Genomic DNA, 18,770 nt, shown 5'->3' with positions numbered 1-18,770 from the left:
TTCATGAATAACATAATACTGGATACTGCCCGCGAGACGATTGAAACGGAACTGCATGAAGCGTCCCGCCTGACAGAGCGACTGAATGATGACTTTTTGCAGGCCTGTGAGCGTATCCATGCCTGCAGCGGGAAAGTTATCGTCAGCGGGATGGGGAAGTCAGGGCATATCGGCCGTAAAATTGCGGCTACGCTGGCCAGCACGGGCACGCCGGCCTTTTATGTTCATCCCGCCGAGGCACTCTGCAGGCAGTCTTGGTACGCGGCTGCTGTGCCGGGTCGGCGATATTATGCGTACGGAGGCGAAGATCCCCCTGGTAAGTAAGTCTGCGACCGTTCATGACGCTCTGTTTGAGCTGACGCGTACCGGGCTGGGCCTTGTCGCTATAATAAACGAAGACCGCAGGCTGTCGGGAATATTTACTGACGGTGATTTGCGTCGATGGCTGCTGAAAGGCGGAACGCTCAGTGCGGCGGTTCAGGATGCAATGACCTCGCCCGGCTTTACATTATCGGCCGGTCAGTATGCGGCTGAAGCGCTGGCTTTATTTCAGGAACGTAAAATATCCGCTGCTCCTGTAATTTCTGCGACCGGCGAGGTTAATGGTGCAATCAACGCCCACGATATCAGGGATGCGGGCATCTGATTAAAAACAAAGCAAGTTGGCACCTGCCCAAACCTTCCCATCAAGCGCAGCACACAAGTCAATAACGCAGTGCTCTCATCATTTCTATTATCGCTACGCTACCTTATAAAGGCTGCCGCACAGCCTTTATAATTTAACTGAAGCGCTTATTCCAGTGCAGCAAGGATCGCGGCTTCCATTTTCTCTGGGGTAGAGATCGGTGCAAAACGCTTAAGTGGTTTGCCGTCGCGTCCGATCAGGAACTTAGTAAAGTTCCATTTGATCCGCCCGCCCATCACGCCGGGCAATTCGGCTTTCAGGTAACGAAACACCGGGTGCGCCAGGGCGCCGTTGACCGCCACTTTCTCAAACATCGGAAAGCTCACGCCATAGTTGATGTGGCAGGTCTGCGCGATGTCGTCAGCACTGCCGGGTTCCTGCTTACCAAACTGATTGCAGGGAAAACCCAGCACCACCAGCCCTTGGGCGGCGTACCGCTTATAGAGCGATTCAAGGCCCGCGTACTGTGGCGTAAAGCCACAATGGCTGGCGGTATTGACCACGAGCACCAGCTTGCCAGCGTAGTCGGCCATAGGGATCGGCTGGCCACTCAGGCTGGTGGCGGTAAGTTGGTAAAACATGGTCATATCGACATCCTCAGAATACTCATATTGCAGATGGCTTGTGTAAGACAGGATAGTTGCCCGTCGAGCAGAATGGCATATTTTTCACGTCTGTTTCCGCCACGCAGGGGACGCAAGGCCCGCATCTGATATGCATATAGTGAACGCTGGGCGACACTATCCGCATTGATATCATGCTGCCCGCTGAACCGTCAGCCAGAGCCTGTCGGCAATATAAGCCCGGTTACGACAGAGCAGAAGTGGCAGCCAGCAGGCTGCCAGTATTGATTTACCAGTTCTGCTTCGTAGGGGAGACAATAAGATCGTTGACCGTGACATTCTCAGGCTGGTTAAGGGCGTAGACAACCGCATTTGCTACATCCTGCGGGCTGATAGCAATTTTGGTCAGTTCCTGTGCCGCCTTACGCCCCTGCGGATCGCTCACCTTGTCAGCCCATCCCGTGTTAATAACGCCCGGGCTGATGGTATTTACCCTGATGCCCTTATTCACGCCCAGATCCTTACGCATAGATTCCGTCATGGCGTGGACAAAGAATTTGGTCGAACTGTACACGCCCGCGCCGGCGTCAACCTGGTGGCCCGCGACAGAAGCCATGTTCAGGATCTGTCCGGCACTTTTGTCGAGCATAACCGGGAGGACGGACGCAATCGCGTTCAGATACCCTTTGATGTTTACGTCGACCATCTTGTTCCAGTCGTCCCACGCGATGTCGCTCCAGGCTGAAAACAGCATCAGTCCGGCGTTGTTAATCAGGATATCAACAGTACCGAAGGTTTCAGTAGCATGCTTGACCAGCGCCTTTGTATCTTCCAGACGTGTCACATCCGTCACCAGACCGGAAGCATGGCCGCCAGCGGACTCAATATCCTTTACCAGCTTATCAAGGCCGCTTTGATCCAGCGCGGCCGCAACAATATTCACGCCATGACGCGCAAGTTCCATCGCGGTTGCGGCGCCAATGCCCGATGACGCGCCAGTAATAACAGCCGTTTTGTTCTGCAAATAATTCATTTTCTTATCCTTCCCTGTCAGGAACAGGCAGCGGGAAGATCCCGCCGCTTTTATTGATCAGTAATTTCCTTGCGGCCAGTCGGTGTAACCTTTCGCGCCGCCGCCGTAATAGGCTTCTTTTGGCGCGATGGTCAGCCCGGCGCCATAACGCAGTCGCTTAACCAGGTCCGGGTTAGAAATGAACAGGCGACCGAAAGCGACGGCATCGATAAGCCCGGCATTGCGGCGGCTGATGGCCATCTCCAGGTCATAGTTATTGTTTCCGATAAACAGACCGTCGAACTGCGCGCTCAGTGCATCCATATCCACGTCAGAAGGCACCTCGCGGGAGGTTGCCGTTGCACCTTCAACAAAGTGCAGATAGGCCAGCTTAAAGCGGTTCAGCTGCTGGATCAGATAGCCATACATTGCCATTACGTTACTGTCCGGCGGCGTGTTGCCTGCGTCAGGGGTAACCGGTGACAGGCGAATGCCCACGCGATCGTTGCCCCAGATATTAACAATCGCTTCAGTGACTTCCAGCGTCAGGCGCGCGCGGTTTTCAATCGAGCCGCCCCAGGCGTCGGTGCGATGATTAGTTGAATCACGCAGGAACTGATCGAGCAGGTAGCTGTTTGCAGAATGCACTTCCACGCCGTCAAACCCTGCGCGAAGGGCGTTTTTTGCGGCGTGTTTGTATTGCTCAATAATGCCCGGAATTTCGCTGGTTTCGAGCGCGCGCGGCGTCGAAACCGGCACGAAGCCATTGACGGTATACGTCTGGCCTTCAGCCTTGATAGCAGAAGGCGCAACCGGACGCTCGCCGTTGGGTTGCAGCTCAACGCTGGAAAAGCGGCCTACGTGCCAGAGCTGGCAGACAATTTTTCCACCTTCTGCATGAACGGCGTCAGTGACTTTTTTCCAGCCAGCCACCTGTTCTTCGCTCCAGATCCCTGGCGTTGCTGCATAGCCGCGGCCCTGAGCTGAGATGTTTGTGGCTTCTGAAATAATCAGTCCGGCACTGGCGCGCTGGGCGTAGTAGGTTGCATGTAACTCATTCGGTACGCCATCTTCACCGTAGCGGCTGCGGGTTACCGGCGCCATAATAATACGGTTAGCCAGCTGAAGTTTCCCCATAGTCACGGGAGAGAAAAGATCGGTTCGGGTACTGTTGTCAGTCATGGTTACTCCTGAATAATTGACCGGTCGTCTAGTAAATTGGCAGAAAAAAAGGCGGCTACGCGAGCAGCCGCTTTGTCGCACTCATTGCTTTGTCGAACGCCTGTTCGGGCTCGTGAATTTTTGCCATCAGCGAAGCGCCCAGCCAGAGCTGGTAAAGCTCTTCAGCAAGGGCCTCTGCATCCCTGTTGGCTGAGAGGGAGCCATCGTTTTGCCCCTGTTGTATGCACGCCGTAATCCTGCCGATAATTTCAAGGGTTCCTTTTGCCAGAACGCTTCGCATGCTGTCGTATTGATCGCAGACTTCTGCTCCAAGCTTGACGACAAGACATTTGCTTTCCGGCAGGTCAGCCCCCTGGGTCGCCTTCCAGAACGCAAAGTAGCGCAGCAGCCGCTCTCTGGCGGGTTCGCTGCCGCGTAGCTGCTCTTCAACCTGAACGAGATAATGGGTGAAGTAATGTTCCAGCAGGGCTTCAGCAAACTCTTCCTTGGACCGGAAGTAGTAATAGAACGAGCCTTTAGGAATGCCGGCGGCTTTGACGATCTCAGCCAGGCCGACGGCGCTGTAGCCTTTATGTGTGATAAGCGTCCGGGCAACATCAATGATGTGCTGACGCACGTTTGTCGCTTGTTTTTTCATAGTCCGATCAGCATAACGTTAAAATTGACCGGTCGTCTAGTGCGGCAAGGTACATTTTGTGCGATCGCTATTTTTGGCATGGCAACAAACGCGACGCATATTGCCCGGTCGCCCTGAGGCTTGCTGGTGTGGCACCGTCTTTCGCCTCGATCGACATGCCTTCCAGGAGCGTATTCAGGACGGTAGCCAGTGCAGCGGTGGCGGTATCGGTCGGCAGCTGTTGCTCACGTACGGCTCGGCGCAGTCGCTTTTCAAACAGGTCTTTCCCTTCCTGCCTGAGCACGCTCACGGCCTCTACAACGTCAGAGGATTCCTGAGAGACGTTGATGGCCGCAAGAACGACCATGCAGCCGCAGGGAGCGGAAGGCGAAAGCAGAATGTCAGCCGCTTCGCTGAAGAATTTATCAATTGCCTGCGTGATATCCGGCTCCTCTTCAAGCCGCTCCCAGGTTGCCTTCCAGTAAACCTTTTCATAATAGCTTACGGCCTCCAGAAAAAGTTTCGCCTTGTTACCAAAGGCGGAGTAAAGGCTGGGCGGATTGATTTCCATGGCAGCGCAGAGTTCGGCAACCGAGGCCGGCTCAAACCCTTTACGCCAGAAGATGTCCAGCGCCCTGAGCAGGGCCCTGTCACGATCGAAGCTGCGCGGGCGGCCTTTGGGCTTTTCACCACTGACACCTGCGTTTTTCGTTTTCACGTCGGGCATATAATCATTCTCTTGACATATTACATAGCGGTCACTATACAATAGGAATATTATATAGTGCTCACTACATAATTGTGTGGGGCCCATGTCAGAACTCGCTTTTGCAGCGACGCTGATTTTTTCCCGGCTTCCCGGGTGACGGGCAGGGCAGCTTCAGCGCCGAAGACTTTTTACAGCACGGCGATGTGCTGACTGGCATGGCTATCATTGCTGCTGTTCGTCATAAAAAAGCGATTGAACCGAATCACGGGCATCCGTACGGATGACCGACACAACACTACCGGAGACAGATGCTATGACCGACGCAACCTACGTGCAGGAATATAACGCCATTGTGGACGTACTCAGCCAGTACAACGAAGGCGGAAAGCAGGCAAAAAGTGAGATCATGAAGCCCGCCTTCAGCGAACGGGCCACGATTTTTGGCGTTGACGGCGATGCAAATCTTACAGGCGGGCCGATTCAGGGCCTTTTCGACACTATCGATAGCGCGTTCCGCCCTTCACCGGAGGCGAAGGCCGCCATCGTACGCGTTGACATCGTGGGCACGGCGGCAAGCGCGCGTATCGATACCGACGATATTTCAGGCTTTCGCTTCACGGACTTTTTCAACCTGCTGAAGGTCAACGGACGCTGGACGGTGGTGAGCAAAATTTACCATACCCACGCCGCTTCCTGATCTCAGCCAATCTTCCACATTCGTCGTGTCTGTCCGCCAGGCGCGGCGAAACCCATAAGGAAAAACATGAGCCAGGATCTGTCGACAACCTCTGTAAATTCGTGCGTGAAAACGGCAGTGCGCCAGAGACAGAAACGCATCTGAATGTGCTGGCCATTCCCCCAACAGCTAATGCACTGCCGCATTAGTTTTCGCAGGTGACGCAGAACCTCAGGCTGCCTTACATAACGTAACGATGTCGGGAAAAGTCGAAAATCCCTACGCATTGTATAATTCAGGCATAACGCGACAGTTGCAGGCTGTACAGCCGTTTAATCAAGCAATATTCATTAAAGGTTATGGGCGAATTGGCCGATAAACGCAGTCTACTGCTTCTGACCCTTGAGTTTTGCCATAGATAATTTCCCGCTCCGGCAGGTGAAATGGCACCGTAGAAACTGCGGCATCAGCCAACAACGGACCCGACCACCATGAACACTGTGATCAAACCTACTCTTTCCGCCGTTTGGTCCACAGACGCCCAGGGCATTTGCATCACCAGTCAGGAAAGCCCTGCTGGCCTTATACCCACACTGGAAGGCGTAACGCTAAGTGCATGGCTGAGGCTCGCACAGGCTGATGATGATGCGCAGATCGCGCTGCAACTGACTGCGGCGTTGGAATGCGTCACGCCTTTTCATATCGAAGTGCCAATCCGTTGTCTGGATGGCACGACACGCTGTGTGATTGTTTCAGGCCTGCCTGACTGTCCACCCAATGTTCCTTGCCTGCAATATAGCGGCTTCATTTTTGATATAACCGGGCAGCGCAAAGCCCTGGAGGAAGCGCTGCGCACGGCGGCGGAATACCGTCTGTTAATTGAAAACAGCACTGACCTGATCGCCCATTGCGACGCAGACGGCAGGTACGTTTCAATCTCGCCTTCTTACAGCAAAATGATCGGTTGGTCAGCCGATGAGATGAAAGGTCAACCGGTGGTGGATTTCCTGCACCCCGATGACCGGGCATCCGCTACGGATGCACTGGTATTCCTTTTCAACGGTGGCGTGCGGTCGGATGTGGTCGAGGTGCGTAAGCGGCATCGCGACGGTCACTACATTACGCTTGGCACCAAGGCCTGCGGCGTCAGCGACCCTTCCACCGGCAAGAACATCGGTGCCGTGCTGGTTTCGCGGGATATTACTCATGATAAAGAGCGGATCCGCAAGCTCGAAAAACTGGCCACCCGCGACACGTTAACTGGGTTGCCTAATCGGGCCTGGATCAACGACCGGGTGAGCCACATGCTTGCGCAGGGAAAAGATCTGGCCTATACCACCGTCCTGTTTATCGATTTGAACGGGTTCAAGGCGGTCAATGATTCGATGGGGCATGCAGTAGGGGATGTTTTGCTACAGCTGGTAAGCGAGCGGCTACGACGCTGTATGCGCCCTGGCGATGCGGTGGCGCGTCTGGGCGGGGATGAGTTTGTGGTAGCCGCGAAGTGTACCAACCGCAAGGCGGCATCTGCCATCGCCCGGCGCATTATTAACAGCCTGAAAGAGCCATTTGCTATCAATAGCACAGAAGTACGCATTGGGGCGTCTGTTGGCATTAGCCTCGCACGGTTCGGGGCGGCATCGGCCAACATGCTGTTTGAAAATGCCGATAAAGCGATGTACCAGGCGAAAGCACGACAGGATGGGTCATATCAGTTTTTCGAGCCTGCGGCGCAGCCGTTACGTCATTAGCATAGCGTTGGCTCTGTTCTGCGATCTCTTGTGGTGTCTGCCTGGCATAAAGCCGCCGCCTGAAAGCGAGAAGCGGAAGCACAGCTGCCCGAATGCTTGTGCCGCGCCCTGACGGGCACTGTACGTCCCACTCTCTGTTTTCAGAAAAAAACGCGATTAGTTATCGACTTCCCGGGCCGTCAAGCAGCGGATCGGCCAGTGTTGCCCTGGTTTTAGGCAGGCACTGCGGATAGTTTTGCTGAATAAACTCAATCATCTTTTCCCGCACGTGGCAGCGTAAATCAAAGGCCATGGGGGAGTTTTGTGCCGTCATCAATAATCTGATGGTCATGGTTCTGTCATCAGTATCCGTTACCTGCAGCACCTGAGTTTCCTGATCCCAGAGCTTTGTTTCACTGAGGATTTTTTCGAAATGCTGACGCAGAGGTTCTAACGGCATGGAGTAGTCAAGGTAAAGGAAAACGGTGCCTAATATTTGGGCGTTATTACGCGTCCAGTTCTGGAAGGCGTTTTCTGTAAAGTAGGTGATGGGCAGAACCAGCCGGCGCAGATCCCAGATACGCACCACCACATACGTCAGGTTTATCTCCTCAATCCAGCCCCATTCTTTTTCAACCACTACAGCATCATCAATTTTAATCGGTTGGGTGAAGGCTATCTGAATACCGGCAAACAGGTTAACGAGCGACTTTTGCAGGGCAAAGCCAATTATTATTCCGGCCACCCCGGCACCGGCCAGAATTGTGGTGCCGAATTTTCGCACGCCGGGGAAGCTGAGCAGGATCAGTGAAACACACAGCGTCACGAGCAGGACGATAGCGACCTTTTTTACATATATTATCTGCGTACGGATTTTACGGGCACGAAGATTATTAGAAAGATTAATGTCATAGCGGATAAAAAGCATATCCTGCACGACATTAGTCAAACGAATCAGGATAGAACAAAGCGAAAGTATAATGAAGGTATTAATAATCGTTGTAATAAGATCAAGATAGTGCGGGTGAATATTAATATAATTAAGCCCGACGTTGATTAACATCAGCGGGATGAAAAGAAAAATTGATCCGCGAAGATGCTTTTCAAGGGATTTAAATAATTTCCTGTCACGATTCTGCCAGTAGCGGATGAACCTGAGAATGATAAATCGCGCAACGGCCCCCGCAGCGAAAGAGAGCGTGACGAGCAATAAAGCAGGCACCCACGATGGCGCGCCAGATAACTCATCGAATAGTAATGGCATTCTTTTCCCTTATATCCAGCAACAACCACAGGCTGTCAGCGAAGTCATAAACATCCAGTAACCGCTGTCTTCACGGTTATCTGCAGCGTAAATGGTTTACGCAGATGAGTTTATGAAAAATTCTGTTAACTGACGCAGTAAACGTAAAAAAATCGGACAAAACCGATAATTCAGATGAGTTTTTTATTTAATTAATTGAAATTTATAATAATTTTTATTTATCAGCCAGTAAGCCGGGCGACCATGCCTGTATCGTATAGATCTTGAGCGGTGGCCTGACGGAAGGAGGCTCACCAGAAGCATAGCGTCAGATCGCCGCCGGATTCGATAAGCAAAACCAGCCTTCGCGATAATTCAGACGAGCGTGGCAGCCGTAGAGAAGGAAGAGCAGGCATGTCAGGGCAATACTGAAAGCGATGAAAGGGAATGATAATCAGCCGCTAGCATGTTCGGGCGTGAGCGTTCTCTGAATGTTCAGGCTTCGCTTTGCGCATAACCTGCCTGAACGCGCCGGGCGGCATACCGTACTGTCGGCTGAATGCCCGCGTAAACGTCTGCTGCGACTCAAAATCATAGCGCAGGGCGATAGTTATAATTCGCTGGTCGCCGCTGATAAGCTCATCAGCGGCGGCCTTCATCCTTTCCAGACGAATAAAAGCACCCAGGCTGATACCGGCGTAGCGCACAAAGCACCGGTTCAGATACCACTTTGAATAACCGTAGCGGGCCGCCACCTCCTGAACGGTGACTTTTCTGGTTAAGTTTTCTCTTATCCAACATACCAGCCCCGTAAAAAATACGTCGTCCGACAGCATATTGTTATTCCCGCTGGCTGCCCAGGTTTGATAAATATCGATACGAGCCTGCACGGGCAGGTACGCAATGAGGCACGGCCTGGAAACGCTTATGCGCAGAAAGCATCAGAATGTATAGGTAAAGCCGACCGTGCCCGTTGCTTCATTGCGCCGGGAAACAACAGGGCTGTCGGCTACGCGATCGCCAAGCCAGGTATAGCCCGCGCTGATAAGCGTTCCCCAGTGAGGATCAAACTGGTGGCTCCAGATCAGAGAGGTTGCAATACCGTAAAAACCGCCCGGCGCGCGGTAGCGCGTAAACCTGCTGCGCTGGCTCTGCGCCTGACTGACGCCGTACCAGGTATTCATATAGCGGGCATCGCCAAATAATGCCGCGGTTTGCAGCGCGACGGTATCGCTTTCACTCTGCACCGGCAGAAGGGTCAGGGATGCCTGATAATTGACGCCCTGATCGTCACTGAACGGCAGAACCGCTTTGCCCTCGGCGCTGAGCCATGGCGTGACCTGCCAGCCGATGGCCAGCGCTGTATTGACCGTGGGATCGATTTTGCCCATGCCCTTCAGCCTCTTACCGCCGTCACGCCAGTCTGAATTTTTGTCATCTCGTCCGAGGTTGTAGCCCAGCGTATGTTCCAGGTAGAGTCCACTGTTGCTTTGTAAATCGTAGCCAATGCCTTTTTGAGCATCCGCAAAGAAGGCACCGTGTCGGGCCTGGAAAACCGGAACCGGCTGAAGGCGGGTTTGATCCGAGCCGCTGTAGCGGGGCGCAGACTGTGCGCCGACGCCGACGGTCACGCTATTTTGGGCATCACCGCTGTCCGCGCGGGCCGTCGCTGAAGTTGTCAGGGCCAGACCGGCCATATACAGCAGTGCTTTTCTGGTTATCATCACCTTACCTCTTATGGGTTCGTTCCACTTTGCCGATACACCCGTATCGACAACCCGGAGTATCCTGTGGGTGTGTCAATAAACGGCCAGGGAATTGTGAAGAAAGTGTCAAGGTGAACCATGCAAAACAAAAAAATTCTTATTATTGAGGACGACGCAGATGCGGTTGAGGTGCTTGAAGCCTATTTACGCCGCGAAAACTACGAAGTTCGCGCGGCCGGGGACGGGGTGTCGGGCCTGGAAATAGCCGGGCGCTGGCACCCTGATCTGATCCTGCTGGACGTGATGCTGCCGGGTCTTAACGGTACTGAGGTATTGGCAAAAATCAGGCGCAGCAGTGACGTTCCTGTGATTATGGTAACGGCCATCGGCGACATGCCCGATCGCATCGGCGCGCTGCGCTACGGTGCCGACGACTACGTGGTCAAGCCCTACCATCCCGGAGAGGTTGTGGCGCGCGTGCAGGCCGTGCTGCGGCGAAGTCAGCCAGCCGTTCAGCAAGAGGAGGTGCTGCGCTGGCAGGCGCTGGAGGTTCATACTTCGGCCATGACCGTAACCGTTACGCGCGGTATTGATGATCTAATCAACGTGGACGTGACCCCAACCGAGTTTTTATTACTGGTGACGATGATGCGCGCGCCGGTTCGTGCGCTCAGCCGTCAGTTTTTACTGGAGCGGTGCCTGCCTGAAAGCGACGCGCTTGAACGCGTGGTCGATACACATATCTACAACTTGCGCAAAAAACTTGAGGCGGCCGGCATGAAAGAGGTTCTTCTTAACGTACGCGGCGTCGGCTACAGGTTCCGGCAGCCATGAAAAATCCACAGCTGCAAACCCTGTGGCGTTGGATCTGCGTTCGCATTCTGACGCTTGCCATCGGTACCGTTGTCCTGATAGCGCTGTGCATGTGGCTGCGCTTTACGCTTCAGTATCTCTGGATCACCTGGCATATGCCCCACGCGATACTGCAGGAATTCCTGGTTCTGCGTGAAAACCCTAATCTTAATCCGGCGCGTTTTCATCAGATCATTGATAGCTGGTGGGGTATCGGCTATTCCGATCCCTCCATCGCCTCTTCGGACTGGATCACCGTCGGCGTCCTGGTGCTGGTGACGATTCCATTCATTGCCTGGTTCGGGCTGCGCCATGCCCGCCCGTTGTCGGCTCAGTTCAGCCAGCTCAGAGGCGCAGCTGAACAGGTAACGGAAGGTGACTTCGGTGCGCAGGCTGCGCTGACGCCGTCGGCACCAGCAGAACTGGTGCAGTTCGCACAAAACTTCAACGCCATGACGCGCCAGCTTGCGCGTTATGAAAAAGAGCTTCGCGCCTCACATGTCGCTATGGCGCATGAGCTGCGCTCCCCGCTGACCGCAGCCATGGTTCGGCTACAGGCGCTGCTTGACGGCGTGTTCAGCGCGGATGGGCGACAGCTTGCCATGATCATGGGCCAGCTGAACTGCCTGCGTAGGCTGATTGATGAACTGCAGCTGCTTTCACTGGCGGACGCCGGGCAGCTTAGCCTGGAAAGGGTTCGCTGCTGTCCGTCCGAGATCCTGCGCTATCGCCTGCAGTGGATAAAATCCCAGCTTGATGAAGCAGGCATTTATCCGGTTGCCGAACTGGCTGAAAAAACGCTGCTTAACGTCGATCCGTTTCGTCTGGGGCAGGTTTTTACCGTCCTGCTGGAAAATGCGCTGCGCTATGCGGGTTCCGGCACCAGCCTGTATCTGAGCAGCCGCAGCACAGACGGGCATTATGAGATTATTTTTCAGGACAAAGGGCCCGGCGTGCCGCCGGCGTTTCTTGAAGTCATGTTTGAGCGCTTTACGCGCGGAGAGGCCTCACGGGCACGGCATTCTGGCGGGAGCGGGCTGGGCCTTTCAATTGCACGCGCTATCTGTCAGGCGCACGGCGGAACGCTGGACGCCACGCTGCCGCCTGAGGGCGGATTAAGAATGCGGATCGTGCTGCCTCACGATGCATAACGGTTGCTGAGGGTCTTGACACTCCCTTGATGGAATGTGGCCGGGTTCTTGATAATGGCGAGGTTTAATGGCGCAAAACTCAATTGAGGAACTGCGCCATGTCAGACAACCTTCCAGGCCTGATAAAACAGGGGGCCTGGCAACTGCTGGATCTGCGACATCATAGTGTCTTACTGCTGCTCGGCCTTGTGCTGATGGCTGTTATGCTGACCGGCTGCGATCGGCAAAAACAACAAAATCCACCCGCACCGCGTCCGGTTGAATGGATGACGATCGGCCCGCGCACGGCTCCTGCTCAGCAGACGCTGACCGGTGAAGTCCGCGCGCATGATGAAACCTCCCTGAGTTTCAGGCTGGAGGGCCGCATACTGACGCGCAGTGCCGACGTCGGGAGCCGGTTCAGCCAGGGCGACACGCTGGCCGTGCTGGACAGTCCGGCGGCGCTGAACCAGGTTATCAGCGCGCAGGCTGATGTCAGCAGCAGCCGGGCCGCAGAAAAAGTGGCGCTGCTTAATCTGCATCGAATGCGTCTTCTGATGCCGTCCGGTGCTATCGCTCGTGCTCAGCTGGATACGGCCACGGCTGACTGGCAGGCGGCGCTTTCGCGCACGCAGAGCAGCGAGGCGGCGCTGAAAAATGCGAAGGAAAACCTGCGCTGGACGGCCCTTACCGCGCCTGCCAGCGGCGTGGTAACGGGCGTCAGCGCGTCAGCAGGGCAGGTTGTCAGCGCCGGAGAGACAGTATTTACCGTTGCCGCTGGCAATGGCCGCGACGTCGTGTTTGACGTTGCCAGTCCCGCAATGGTATCACGCCAGCCCGGTGCCGTTTTTCACCTTGCGCTGCTGCGGGATCCGACCGTAAGCGCGCTGGGGCATCTGCGCGATATCAGTCCGCAGGCCGATCCGCAAACGCGAAGCTGGCGAGTGCGGGTCACGCTGGATAATCCACCGCCCGATATGGCGATGGGCGCCAGCATCACGGTCACGCTGCCGGCCGCAGAAACGGCAGCTGAGGCGGTTATGGTGCTTCCGGCGTCGGCCCTGACGCGCCAGGCAGGCGATCCCGCCGTATTTGTGCTGGATGCGGTTAACAACCGGGTCCGTCGGAGAGCCGTGCATATCGCAGGCTATTCGGCAGATTCCGTATTTATACGCGCCGGGATCGCGCCCGGGGAGCGGGTCGTTACAGCGGGCGTCAGAAGCCTGCGTGACGGCGAGCGCGTGGCCTGGAGCAAGGAGGATCAGGATGAAGCAGAGCTTTAACCTTTCTGCCTGGGCGCTGAAGCAGCAGCAGTTAATTGCCTTCCTGATGCTGCTCATTATGGCTGCGGGCATCATAAGCTATGAGCAGCTTTCACGGACTGAAGATCCCGCATTTACCATCAAAACAGCGGTGGTTTCTGCCCAATGGCCGGGCGCGAACCTCAGCGATACGGTCAGGCTGGTGACCGACACGCTGGAGAAAAAACTGCAGGAGATCCCCCGGCTTGACTACGTCCAGAGCGAGACGCACGCCGGGCGCAGCGTTATCTTTATAAACCTTCGCGATGATACGCCCCCTGCGCAGGTTGCCGACATCTGGTATCAGGTACGTAAAAAAATGCAGGATGCCGCCCCTTCTTTACCGCAGGGCGTGCAGGGGCCTGCCGTCAACGATGATTTTGAAGACACCTTCGGCACTATTTACGGGTTTACCGCAGAGGGTTTTTCCATGCGGGAATTAAGAGATCGGGTGGACAACATTCGCCGGGATCTGATGAGCCTGCCGGATGTAGGTAAAATTCAGCTGCTGGGCGAGCAGGAAGAGCAGCTGGTGGTGGCCTTTTCACCGCGTAAGCTTTCATCGATGGGGCTGGATTTACAGCAGGTCGCTGAGGCGCTTCGCGCGCAGAACGTGGTAGAGCCAGCGGGTACCGTGCGTACGGCCGATGACACTATAGCGCTGCGAGTCAGCGGGGCTTTCAAAAACGAAGAGAGCCTGCGCACGGTGACGCTGCGGGTAAACGGACGCTATATCCCTCTTACAGCGATTGCCGCCGTCGTGCGCAGACCTACAGAGCCGCCTGCGCCGCTTTATCGCGTCAACGGACAGCCTGCGATCGGGCTCGCCGTCTCGATGGCGCAGACCGGGAATATGCTTGCTTTCGGCCAGGCGCTGCGCGCGCGCATGGCAGGCGAGGCCGAACGGCTGCCGCACGGTATTGAGATGACGCGTATTGCCGATCAGTCCGCCGTGGTGGATGAGGCCGTCAGCGGATTTATGCACGTGCTCGTAGAGGCAGTGATCATCGTGCTGGCCGTGTCTTTTGTTTCACTGGGCCTGCGTGCCGGCCTGGTGGTGGCGGCAGCAATCCCGCTGGTGCTGGCTATGACATTTATCTGTATGCACCTTGCCGGTATTGGGCTACAGCGGATCTCGCTCGGCGCGCTGATTATCGCCCTGGGGCTGCTGGTTGACGATGCAATGATAACGGTGGAAACCATGGTGGCCAGGCTTGAAGCCGGCGATTCACGCGCCAGCGCGGCAACCTATGCGTTCACCTCTACGGCGTTTCCGATGCTGACCGGTACGCTGGTCATGATTGCCGGTTTTATTCCGGTCGGCTTTGCCGCCTCAAGCGCGGGAGAATACTGCTATACCCTGTTTGCCGTGGTGCTGATTGCGCTTATCAGCTCATGGATAGTGGCCGTGCTGTTTTCACCGTTGACCGGCAGCTGGCTGCTGCCGGGCACCCTGCAGAAACACGCCGCCGGTCCTGGTCGCCTCGGCGGGCTTTATCGCCGCCTGCTCGCCCGCGTTCTGCGACACCGGCTTCTGACGCTTGGCCTCGCGCTACTGGCGCTGCTGCTGGCAGGTGCGGGTATGACCCGGATGCAGGGCGAGTTTTTCCCGGCCTCGGATCGGCCCGAGCTTCTGGTCAGCCTGTCTTTGCCAGCGAATGCCTCTCAGGAGGCGACCCTACGTCAGACAGAGCGGCTGGAACAAGCCGTATCAGCCAGCCGCGACGTTGACCACTACTCGTCTTACGTCGGCACCGGAGCAGTGCGCTTTTATCTGCCGATGGACGTTTTACTTGATGATGAAAATACCGCTCAGCTGGTGGTGGTGGCCAAAAGCCTGGCGGCCAGAGAAAGACTGCGGCGCTATCTTGATGGCGTGCTTGCGCGGGATTTTAGCGACATCACCACGCGGGTTGCTCCTCTTGAGCTGGGGCCGCCCGTAGGCTGGCCCGTTCGCTACCGCGTCAGCGGGCCTGACTACCAGCAGGTCAGGGCGCAGGCAGAGCGACTGGCAGCAACGCTTGGCGCCTCTCCGCTGACGCGTGAGGTCAACCAGACGGCGGGCGAGCCTGAACGGGTTGTCACGCTGAAGGTGGATCAGTCGGCCGCGCGGGCAGCGGGCCTCTCTTCCGAGCTGATTGCCCGTTATCTGAACACGCTGTGGTCGGGAATGCTGATTACCACCGTGCGTGACGGGAACAGGCTGGTTGATGTCGTTCTCAAGGGCAACGATGAAGGGCGCCGTCTTGACAGCCTGTCCGGGCTGCTTCTGACAGCGCAAACGGGCGCGAAAATCCCGCTGGCGCAGGTGGCCACGCCGCAGTGGGGGCTTGAGGATCCCGTAATCTGGCGGCGTCAGCGCCTGCCGTTTATCACCGTGCAGACGGATCTTGCACCTGGCCTGCGCGCCGAAAGGGTATCGGCCGGGCTGAAGCCGGTTATTGACCGCTTCAGGGCCGGACTGCCGCTGGGTTACAGCCTCAGCGAGGACGGAGCCGTAGCCGAGTCCGACAAGGGCAACAGCTCTGTATTTGCTATTCTGCCGGTCACGCTGCTCTGTATGCTGGTGCTGCTGATGGTTCAGCTACAGCGCGTTTCCCGTATGCTTCTGGCGCTGCTGATGGCACCTTTTGGCCTGCCCGGAATCGTGCTGGCTATGCTGCCGACAGGCACGCCGATGGGCTTTGTGGCGCTGCTGGGCATCATTGCGCTTGCGGGCATGATTATCCGCAATGCGGTCATACTCATCACTGAGGCGGACAATAACCGACGCTCAGGTATGCACTATAACGCCGCCATTCAGGCCGCTGCCTCTCACCGCGCCCGCCCAATCCTTCTGACGGCCAGCGCAGCCATCCTGGGCATGATCCCCATTTCCCGTCAGATTTTTTGGGGGCCAATGGCGCTGGCGATTATCGGCGGGCTGATCGTGGCGACGCTGGTGACGCTCACCGTTTTGCCGGCGGCCCTGAGTCTGGTGATGCAGACGGAAGCGCGCCGGGCCAGCCGGAAAAAATCTTCTGGCGCTGAAGCAGGATAGATAAAAGCTGGCCCTGTCCGGGCTTCTCTTTACGGACGGAGGCCAGCTTTCAGAACGGCGCTTTCCGGGAAACAGCGCTCTTCAGGGTCTGCAACTGACATCGGGTAATGCCCGAAACCCGATGGCGAATTTGGCTTATCGCAGCCTGTGCATGACGTACGCGCCACCGTTCAGGATCCTGATGCAGCTGAAGCCGGGCTTTTTGCCCGTTCGCTGTTCTTACCACTATGGCCGGGAGAAACGTCGACGACGGCATTCGCAGCGTTAGCGGGAAAGCGCAGCGTAAACCGATTGACGCCGTGCTCGCTGTTTACCTCACAGCTTCCCTGATGTAATCGCATAATGCTGCGCACGATAGACAATCCCAGCCCGCTGCTGCCCTGATGACGTGAGGTGTCAGCGCGCCAGAAACGGTCAAAAATGCGCGACTGGTACTCGGCGCTCAGCACCGGGCCATTGTTTTCCACTACCAGTTCGATGGCGTGCGGCTGCGCCTTGCTATAGACGTGGATTGTGGTGTTACGCTCGCCATAGCTCAGCGCATTCGCTATCAGATTCGCCAGCGCGCGTTGCACCAGCAGCGGGTCGGCAGACAGTTCGCCATCCAGCCTTATCTCAAGCCGCATCGCCTTTTCTTCCGCCATATTGTCAAAATAGCTCTGCAATTTCTCACCAGGCTGCGCCAGATCGATGCGCTGAATAGCTATCGACTGGCTGGCGTCTTCCGCCCTGGCAAGAAACAGCATGTTGTCGATCATCCTGGCGAGACGCTCCAGCTCTTCATAATTGGAGCCTAATAACGCCTGATAATCGCTGAGGCTGCGCGTCTGGCTCAGCGCCACTTCGGTCTGGCCGATCAGCGTACCGATCGGCGTGCGCAGCTCGTGCGCCATATCCGCAGCAACCTGGCTCAGCTGTTGGTAGCCGCCTTCAAGGCGACCGAGCATTTGGTTAAAAGCAGCGATAAGCGGCTGCAGTTCAGCCTGAGCCTGATCGGGCATGCGGCGTGATAAATGACGCACATCGATCGCGTTCGCCTCGGTTGTCAGGCGGCGGAGTGGGGATAAACCGCGCCGCACCAGCCAGACGCTTATGGCTGCCACCAGTAAGGCAGCCAGGGAAGTCGCCAGGATAATTTGATTACGGTAGCCGTGCAGCGTTTGCGTGCGATTGCTCATCAGGCGACCGGTGACGATCTCAATCTGTCCGCTGCCGTCGCGCGTGGGCGTGAGTGCCGACGCCGCGATAAAAGGCGTGCCGTCGTCGCTGGCAAAGTGATGAACGGACGACAGCGTCAGCGGCTGGTCAGCGGCGACAGGCGTAATAACGGGAAGAGGGCGCCGGCCGGGATTGACCGCAATCAGCGGTGGCTGGCCGGGAAAACGCAGCACCAGTAAAGACTCGGTGTTACCCAGCATATTGGCAAACAAACGCGGTTTCTGCTGGATAAGCGTAATGGCATCTTCATCGCGTAACAGCGTGCGGATCTGATCGATACGCGTCAGCAATGCGCCATCGTCGCGTAGCCCAAGTTGTATGGCCAGCGAGTGATAAAGCGCAAGGCCAATGAGTGCAAAAATCGCCATCACCGTGGCGCTTAACATAAGCGACAGACGCGCCGCGAGAGAGTATTTTTTCACGGTTCTGCTTCGCAGCGATAGCCCACGCCGTGCACGGTATGGATCAACGGTTGGGCAAAGGGGCCATCAATTTTCTGCCGGAGGCGTTTTACCGCCACATCCACCACGTTGGTGTCGCTGTCAAAATTCATATCCCACACGCGGGAAGCAATCAGGGTGCGGGTCAGCACTTCGCCAGGATGCAGCAGAAACAGATGCAGCAGGTTGAACTCTTTGTTGGTCAGGTCGATTCGCTGACCGTCGCGCTCGACGCGGCGTTTAACAATATCGAGCTGCAAATCGGCCAGCGTCAGCACATCCGGCAGCTTTTGCAGGCTGCCGCGTCGCAGCTGCGTGCGGACGCGCGCCAGCAGCTCGGCGAACGAAAAGGGCTTGACCAGATAATCATCCGCGCCCAGCTCCAGTCCTTTAATACGGTCTTCCAGCGTGCCTTTGGCCGTCAGGAAGATCACCGGCGTGTGGATCTGTTTATCGAGCGCCGTCATCACCTGCTAGCCATCCATACAGGGCATCATTACGTCGAGTAAAATCAAATCGTAATGATGCTCCTGCGCGTAAAACAGGCCGTCCTGGCCGTTTTCCGCCACGTCGACGATAAACCCCGCTTCCGTCAATCCTTTGCGCATGTATTCGCGTGCCTTGACTTCATCTTCAATCACTAAAATTTTCATGCGCTTCTCCCTGT

Annotated in this window: 15 protein-coding genes and 2 pseudogenes; 7 read left to right on the top strand and 10 right to left on the bottom strand. The window is 56.2% G+C overall.

The genetic code is table 11. From position 1 onward, the window contains the following. Positions 1-3: 3 nt before the first annotated feature. Positions 4-646 (top strand): annotated as a pseudogene (locus tag AB6T85_RS03005) (CBS domain-containing protein). Between the two features lie 146 nt (positions 647-792). Here the strand turns inward: AB6T85_RS03005 and AB6T85_RS03000 are convergent. From AB6T85_RS03000 to AB6T85_RS02980, 5 genes are all read right to left on the bottom strand, one after another. Beyond that, positions 793-1,272, bottom strand: coding sequence for a glutathione peroxidase (locus AB6T85_RS03000; protein ID WP_369894763.1), 480 nt, complete (start codon positions 1,270-1,272; stop codon positions 793-795). A gap of 265 nt (positions 1,273-1,537) precedes the next feature. Then, positions 1,538-2,281: an SDR family oxidoreductase gene (locus AB6T85_RS02995; RefSeq protein WP_369894762.1), complete on the bottom strand. Its 744-nt coding sequence runs from the start codon at positions 2,279-2,281 to the stop codon at positions 1,538-1,540. Positions 2,282-2,338: 57 nt separating this feature from the next. Further along, a complete protein-coding gene (locus tag AB6T85_RS02990; protein WP_369894761.1) occupies positions 2,339-3,442 on the bottom strand; it encodes an alkene reductase in 1,104 nt (367 codons plus the stop codon). A 55-nt stretch (positions 3,443-3,497) separates the two neighbouring features. Then, complete coding sequence (locus AB6T85_RS02985) at positions 3,498-4,079, bottom strand: TetR/AcrR family transcriptional regulator (protein ID WP_369894760.1); 582 nt, start codon at positions 4,077-4,079, stop codon at positions 3,498-3,500. 67 nt (positions 4,080-4,146) lie between these two features. Next, positions 4,147-4,785 carry a TetR/AcrR family transcriptional regulator gene (locus AB6T85_RS02980; protein WP_301250900.1) on the bottom strand — a complete coding sequence of 213 codons (639 nt, stop codon included), beginning with the start codon at positions 4,783-4,785 and terminating at the stop codon, positions 4,147-4,149. A 295-nt stretch (positions 4,786-5,080) separates the two neighbouring features. Between AB6T85_RS02980 and AB6T85_RS02975 the strand changes: the two genes are divergently transcribed. Together AB6T85_RS02975 and AB6T85_RS02970 are read left to right on the top strand one after the other, a co-directional pair. Continuing rightward, positions 5,081-5,464: a nuclear transport factor 2 family protein gene (locus tag AB6T85_RS02975; RefSeq protein ID WP_369894759.1), complete on the top strand. Its 384-nt coding sequence runs from the start codon at positions 5,081-5,083 to the stop codon at positions 5,462-5,464. Between the two features lie 470 nt (positions 5,465-5,934). Then, positions 5,935-7,194 carry a sensor domain-containing diguanylate cyclase gene (locus AB6T85_RS02970; protein WP_253454290.1) on the top strand — a complete coding sequence of 420 codons (1,260 nt, stop codon included), beginning with the start codon at positions 5,935-5,937 and terminating at the stop codon, positions 7,192-7,194. Between the two features lie 160 nt (positions 7,195-7,354). On the opposite strand, the gene AB6T85_RS02965 is transcribed toward AB6T85_RS02970, so the two are convergent. From AB6T85_RS02965 to AB6T85_RS02955, 3 genes are all read right to left on the bottom strand, one after another. Further along, the gene (locus AB6T85_RS02965) at positions 7,355-8,437 is read right to left on the bottom strand and encodes a mechanosensitive ion channel family protein (RefSeq protein WP_253454289.1); all 1,083 of its coding nucleotides are present in this window, start codon (positions 8,435-8,437) and stop codon (positions 7,355-7,357) included. A gap of 440 nt (positions 8,438-8,877) precedes the next feature. Next, positions 8,878-9,252: a helix-turn-helix domain-containing protein gene (locus AB6T85_RS02960; RefSeq protein WP_125290027.1), complete on the bottom strand. Its 375-nt coding sequence runs from the start codon at positions 9,250-9,252 to the stop codon at positions 8,878-8,880. A 105-nt stretch (positions 9,253-9,357) separates the two neighbouring features. Continuing rightward, positions 9,358-10,140: a MipA/OmpV family protein gene (locus AB6T85_RS02955; RefSeq protein ID WP_125290026.1), complete on the bottom strand. Its 783-nt coding sequence runs from the start codon at positions 10,138-10,140 to the stop codon at positions 9,358-9,360. 120 nt (positions 10,141-10,260) lie between these two features. Here AB6T85_RS02955 and AB6T85_RS02950 point away from each other — a divergent pair, with 120 nt between their 5' ends. The 4 genes from AB6T85_RS02950 to AB6T85_RS02935 all read left to right on the top strand — a co-directional run bounded on the left by AB6T85_RS02950 (position 10,261) and on the right by AB6T85_RS02935 (position 16,445). Further along, complete coding sequence (locus AB6T85_RS02950; RefSeq protein WP_125290025.1) at positions 10,261-10,956, top strand: response regulator; 696 nt, start codon at positions 10,261-10,263, stop codon at positions 10,954-10,956. Next, positions 10,953-12,125, top strand: a complete 1,173-nt coding sequence (locus AB6T85_RS02945; protein ID WP_253454287.1) for a sensor histidine kinase — start codon at positions 10,953-10,955, stop codon at positions 12,123-12,125. Before AB6T85_RS02950 ends, AB6T85_RS02945 begins: the two co-directional genes overlap by 4 nt. Positions 12,126-12,223: 98 nt before the next feature. Continuing rightward, positions 12,224-13,387, top strand: coding sequence for an efflux RND transporter periplasmic adaptor subunit (locus AB6T85_RS02940; RefSeq protein WP_369894758.1), 1,164 nt, complete (start codon positions 12,224-12,226; stop codon positions 13,385-13,387). Continuing rightward, positions 13,371-16,445 carry an efflux RND transporter permease subunit gene (locus AB6T85_RS02935; protein WP_369894757.1) on the top strand — a complete coding sequence of 1,025 codons (3,075 nt, stop codon included), beginning with the start codon at positions 13,371-13,373 and terminating at the stop codon, positions 16,443-16,445. The genes AB6T85_RS02940 and AB6T85_RS02935 overlap by 17 nt, the downstream gene beginning before the upstream one ends. 170 nt (positions 16,446-16,615) lie before the next feature. Here the strand turns inward: AB6T85_RS02935 and AB6T85_RS02930 are convergent, their stop codons facing one another. Continuing rightward, the gene (locus AB6T85_RS02930) at positions 16,616-18,085 is read right to left on the bottom strand and encodes a heavy metal sensor histidine kinase (protein ID WP_369894756.1); all 1,470 of its coding nucleotides are present in this window, start codon (positions 18,083-18,085) and stop codon (positions 16,616-16,618) included. After that, a pseudogene (locus tag AB6T85_RS02925) lies at positions 18,082-18,756 on the bottom strand (heavy metal response regulator transcription factor). Before AB6T85_RS02925 ends, AB6T85_RS02930 begins: the two are co-directional and overlap by 4 nt. Positions 18,757-18,770: the final 14 nt, after the last annotated feature.

This window comes from Erwinia aeris (assembly GCF_041224955.1).
GTDB lineage: Bacteria > Pseudomonadota > Gammaproteobacteria > Enterobacterales > Enterobacteriaceae > Erwinia > Erwinia aeris.
The sequence above is the reverse complement of the archived record's forward strand: the minus strand, read 5'-3'. Positions and strand labels throughout refer to the sequence as shown.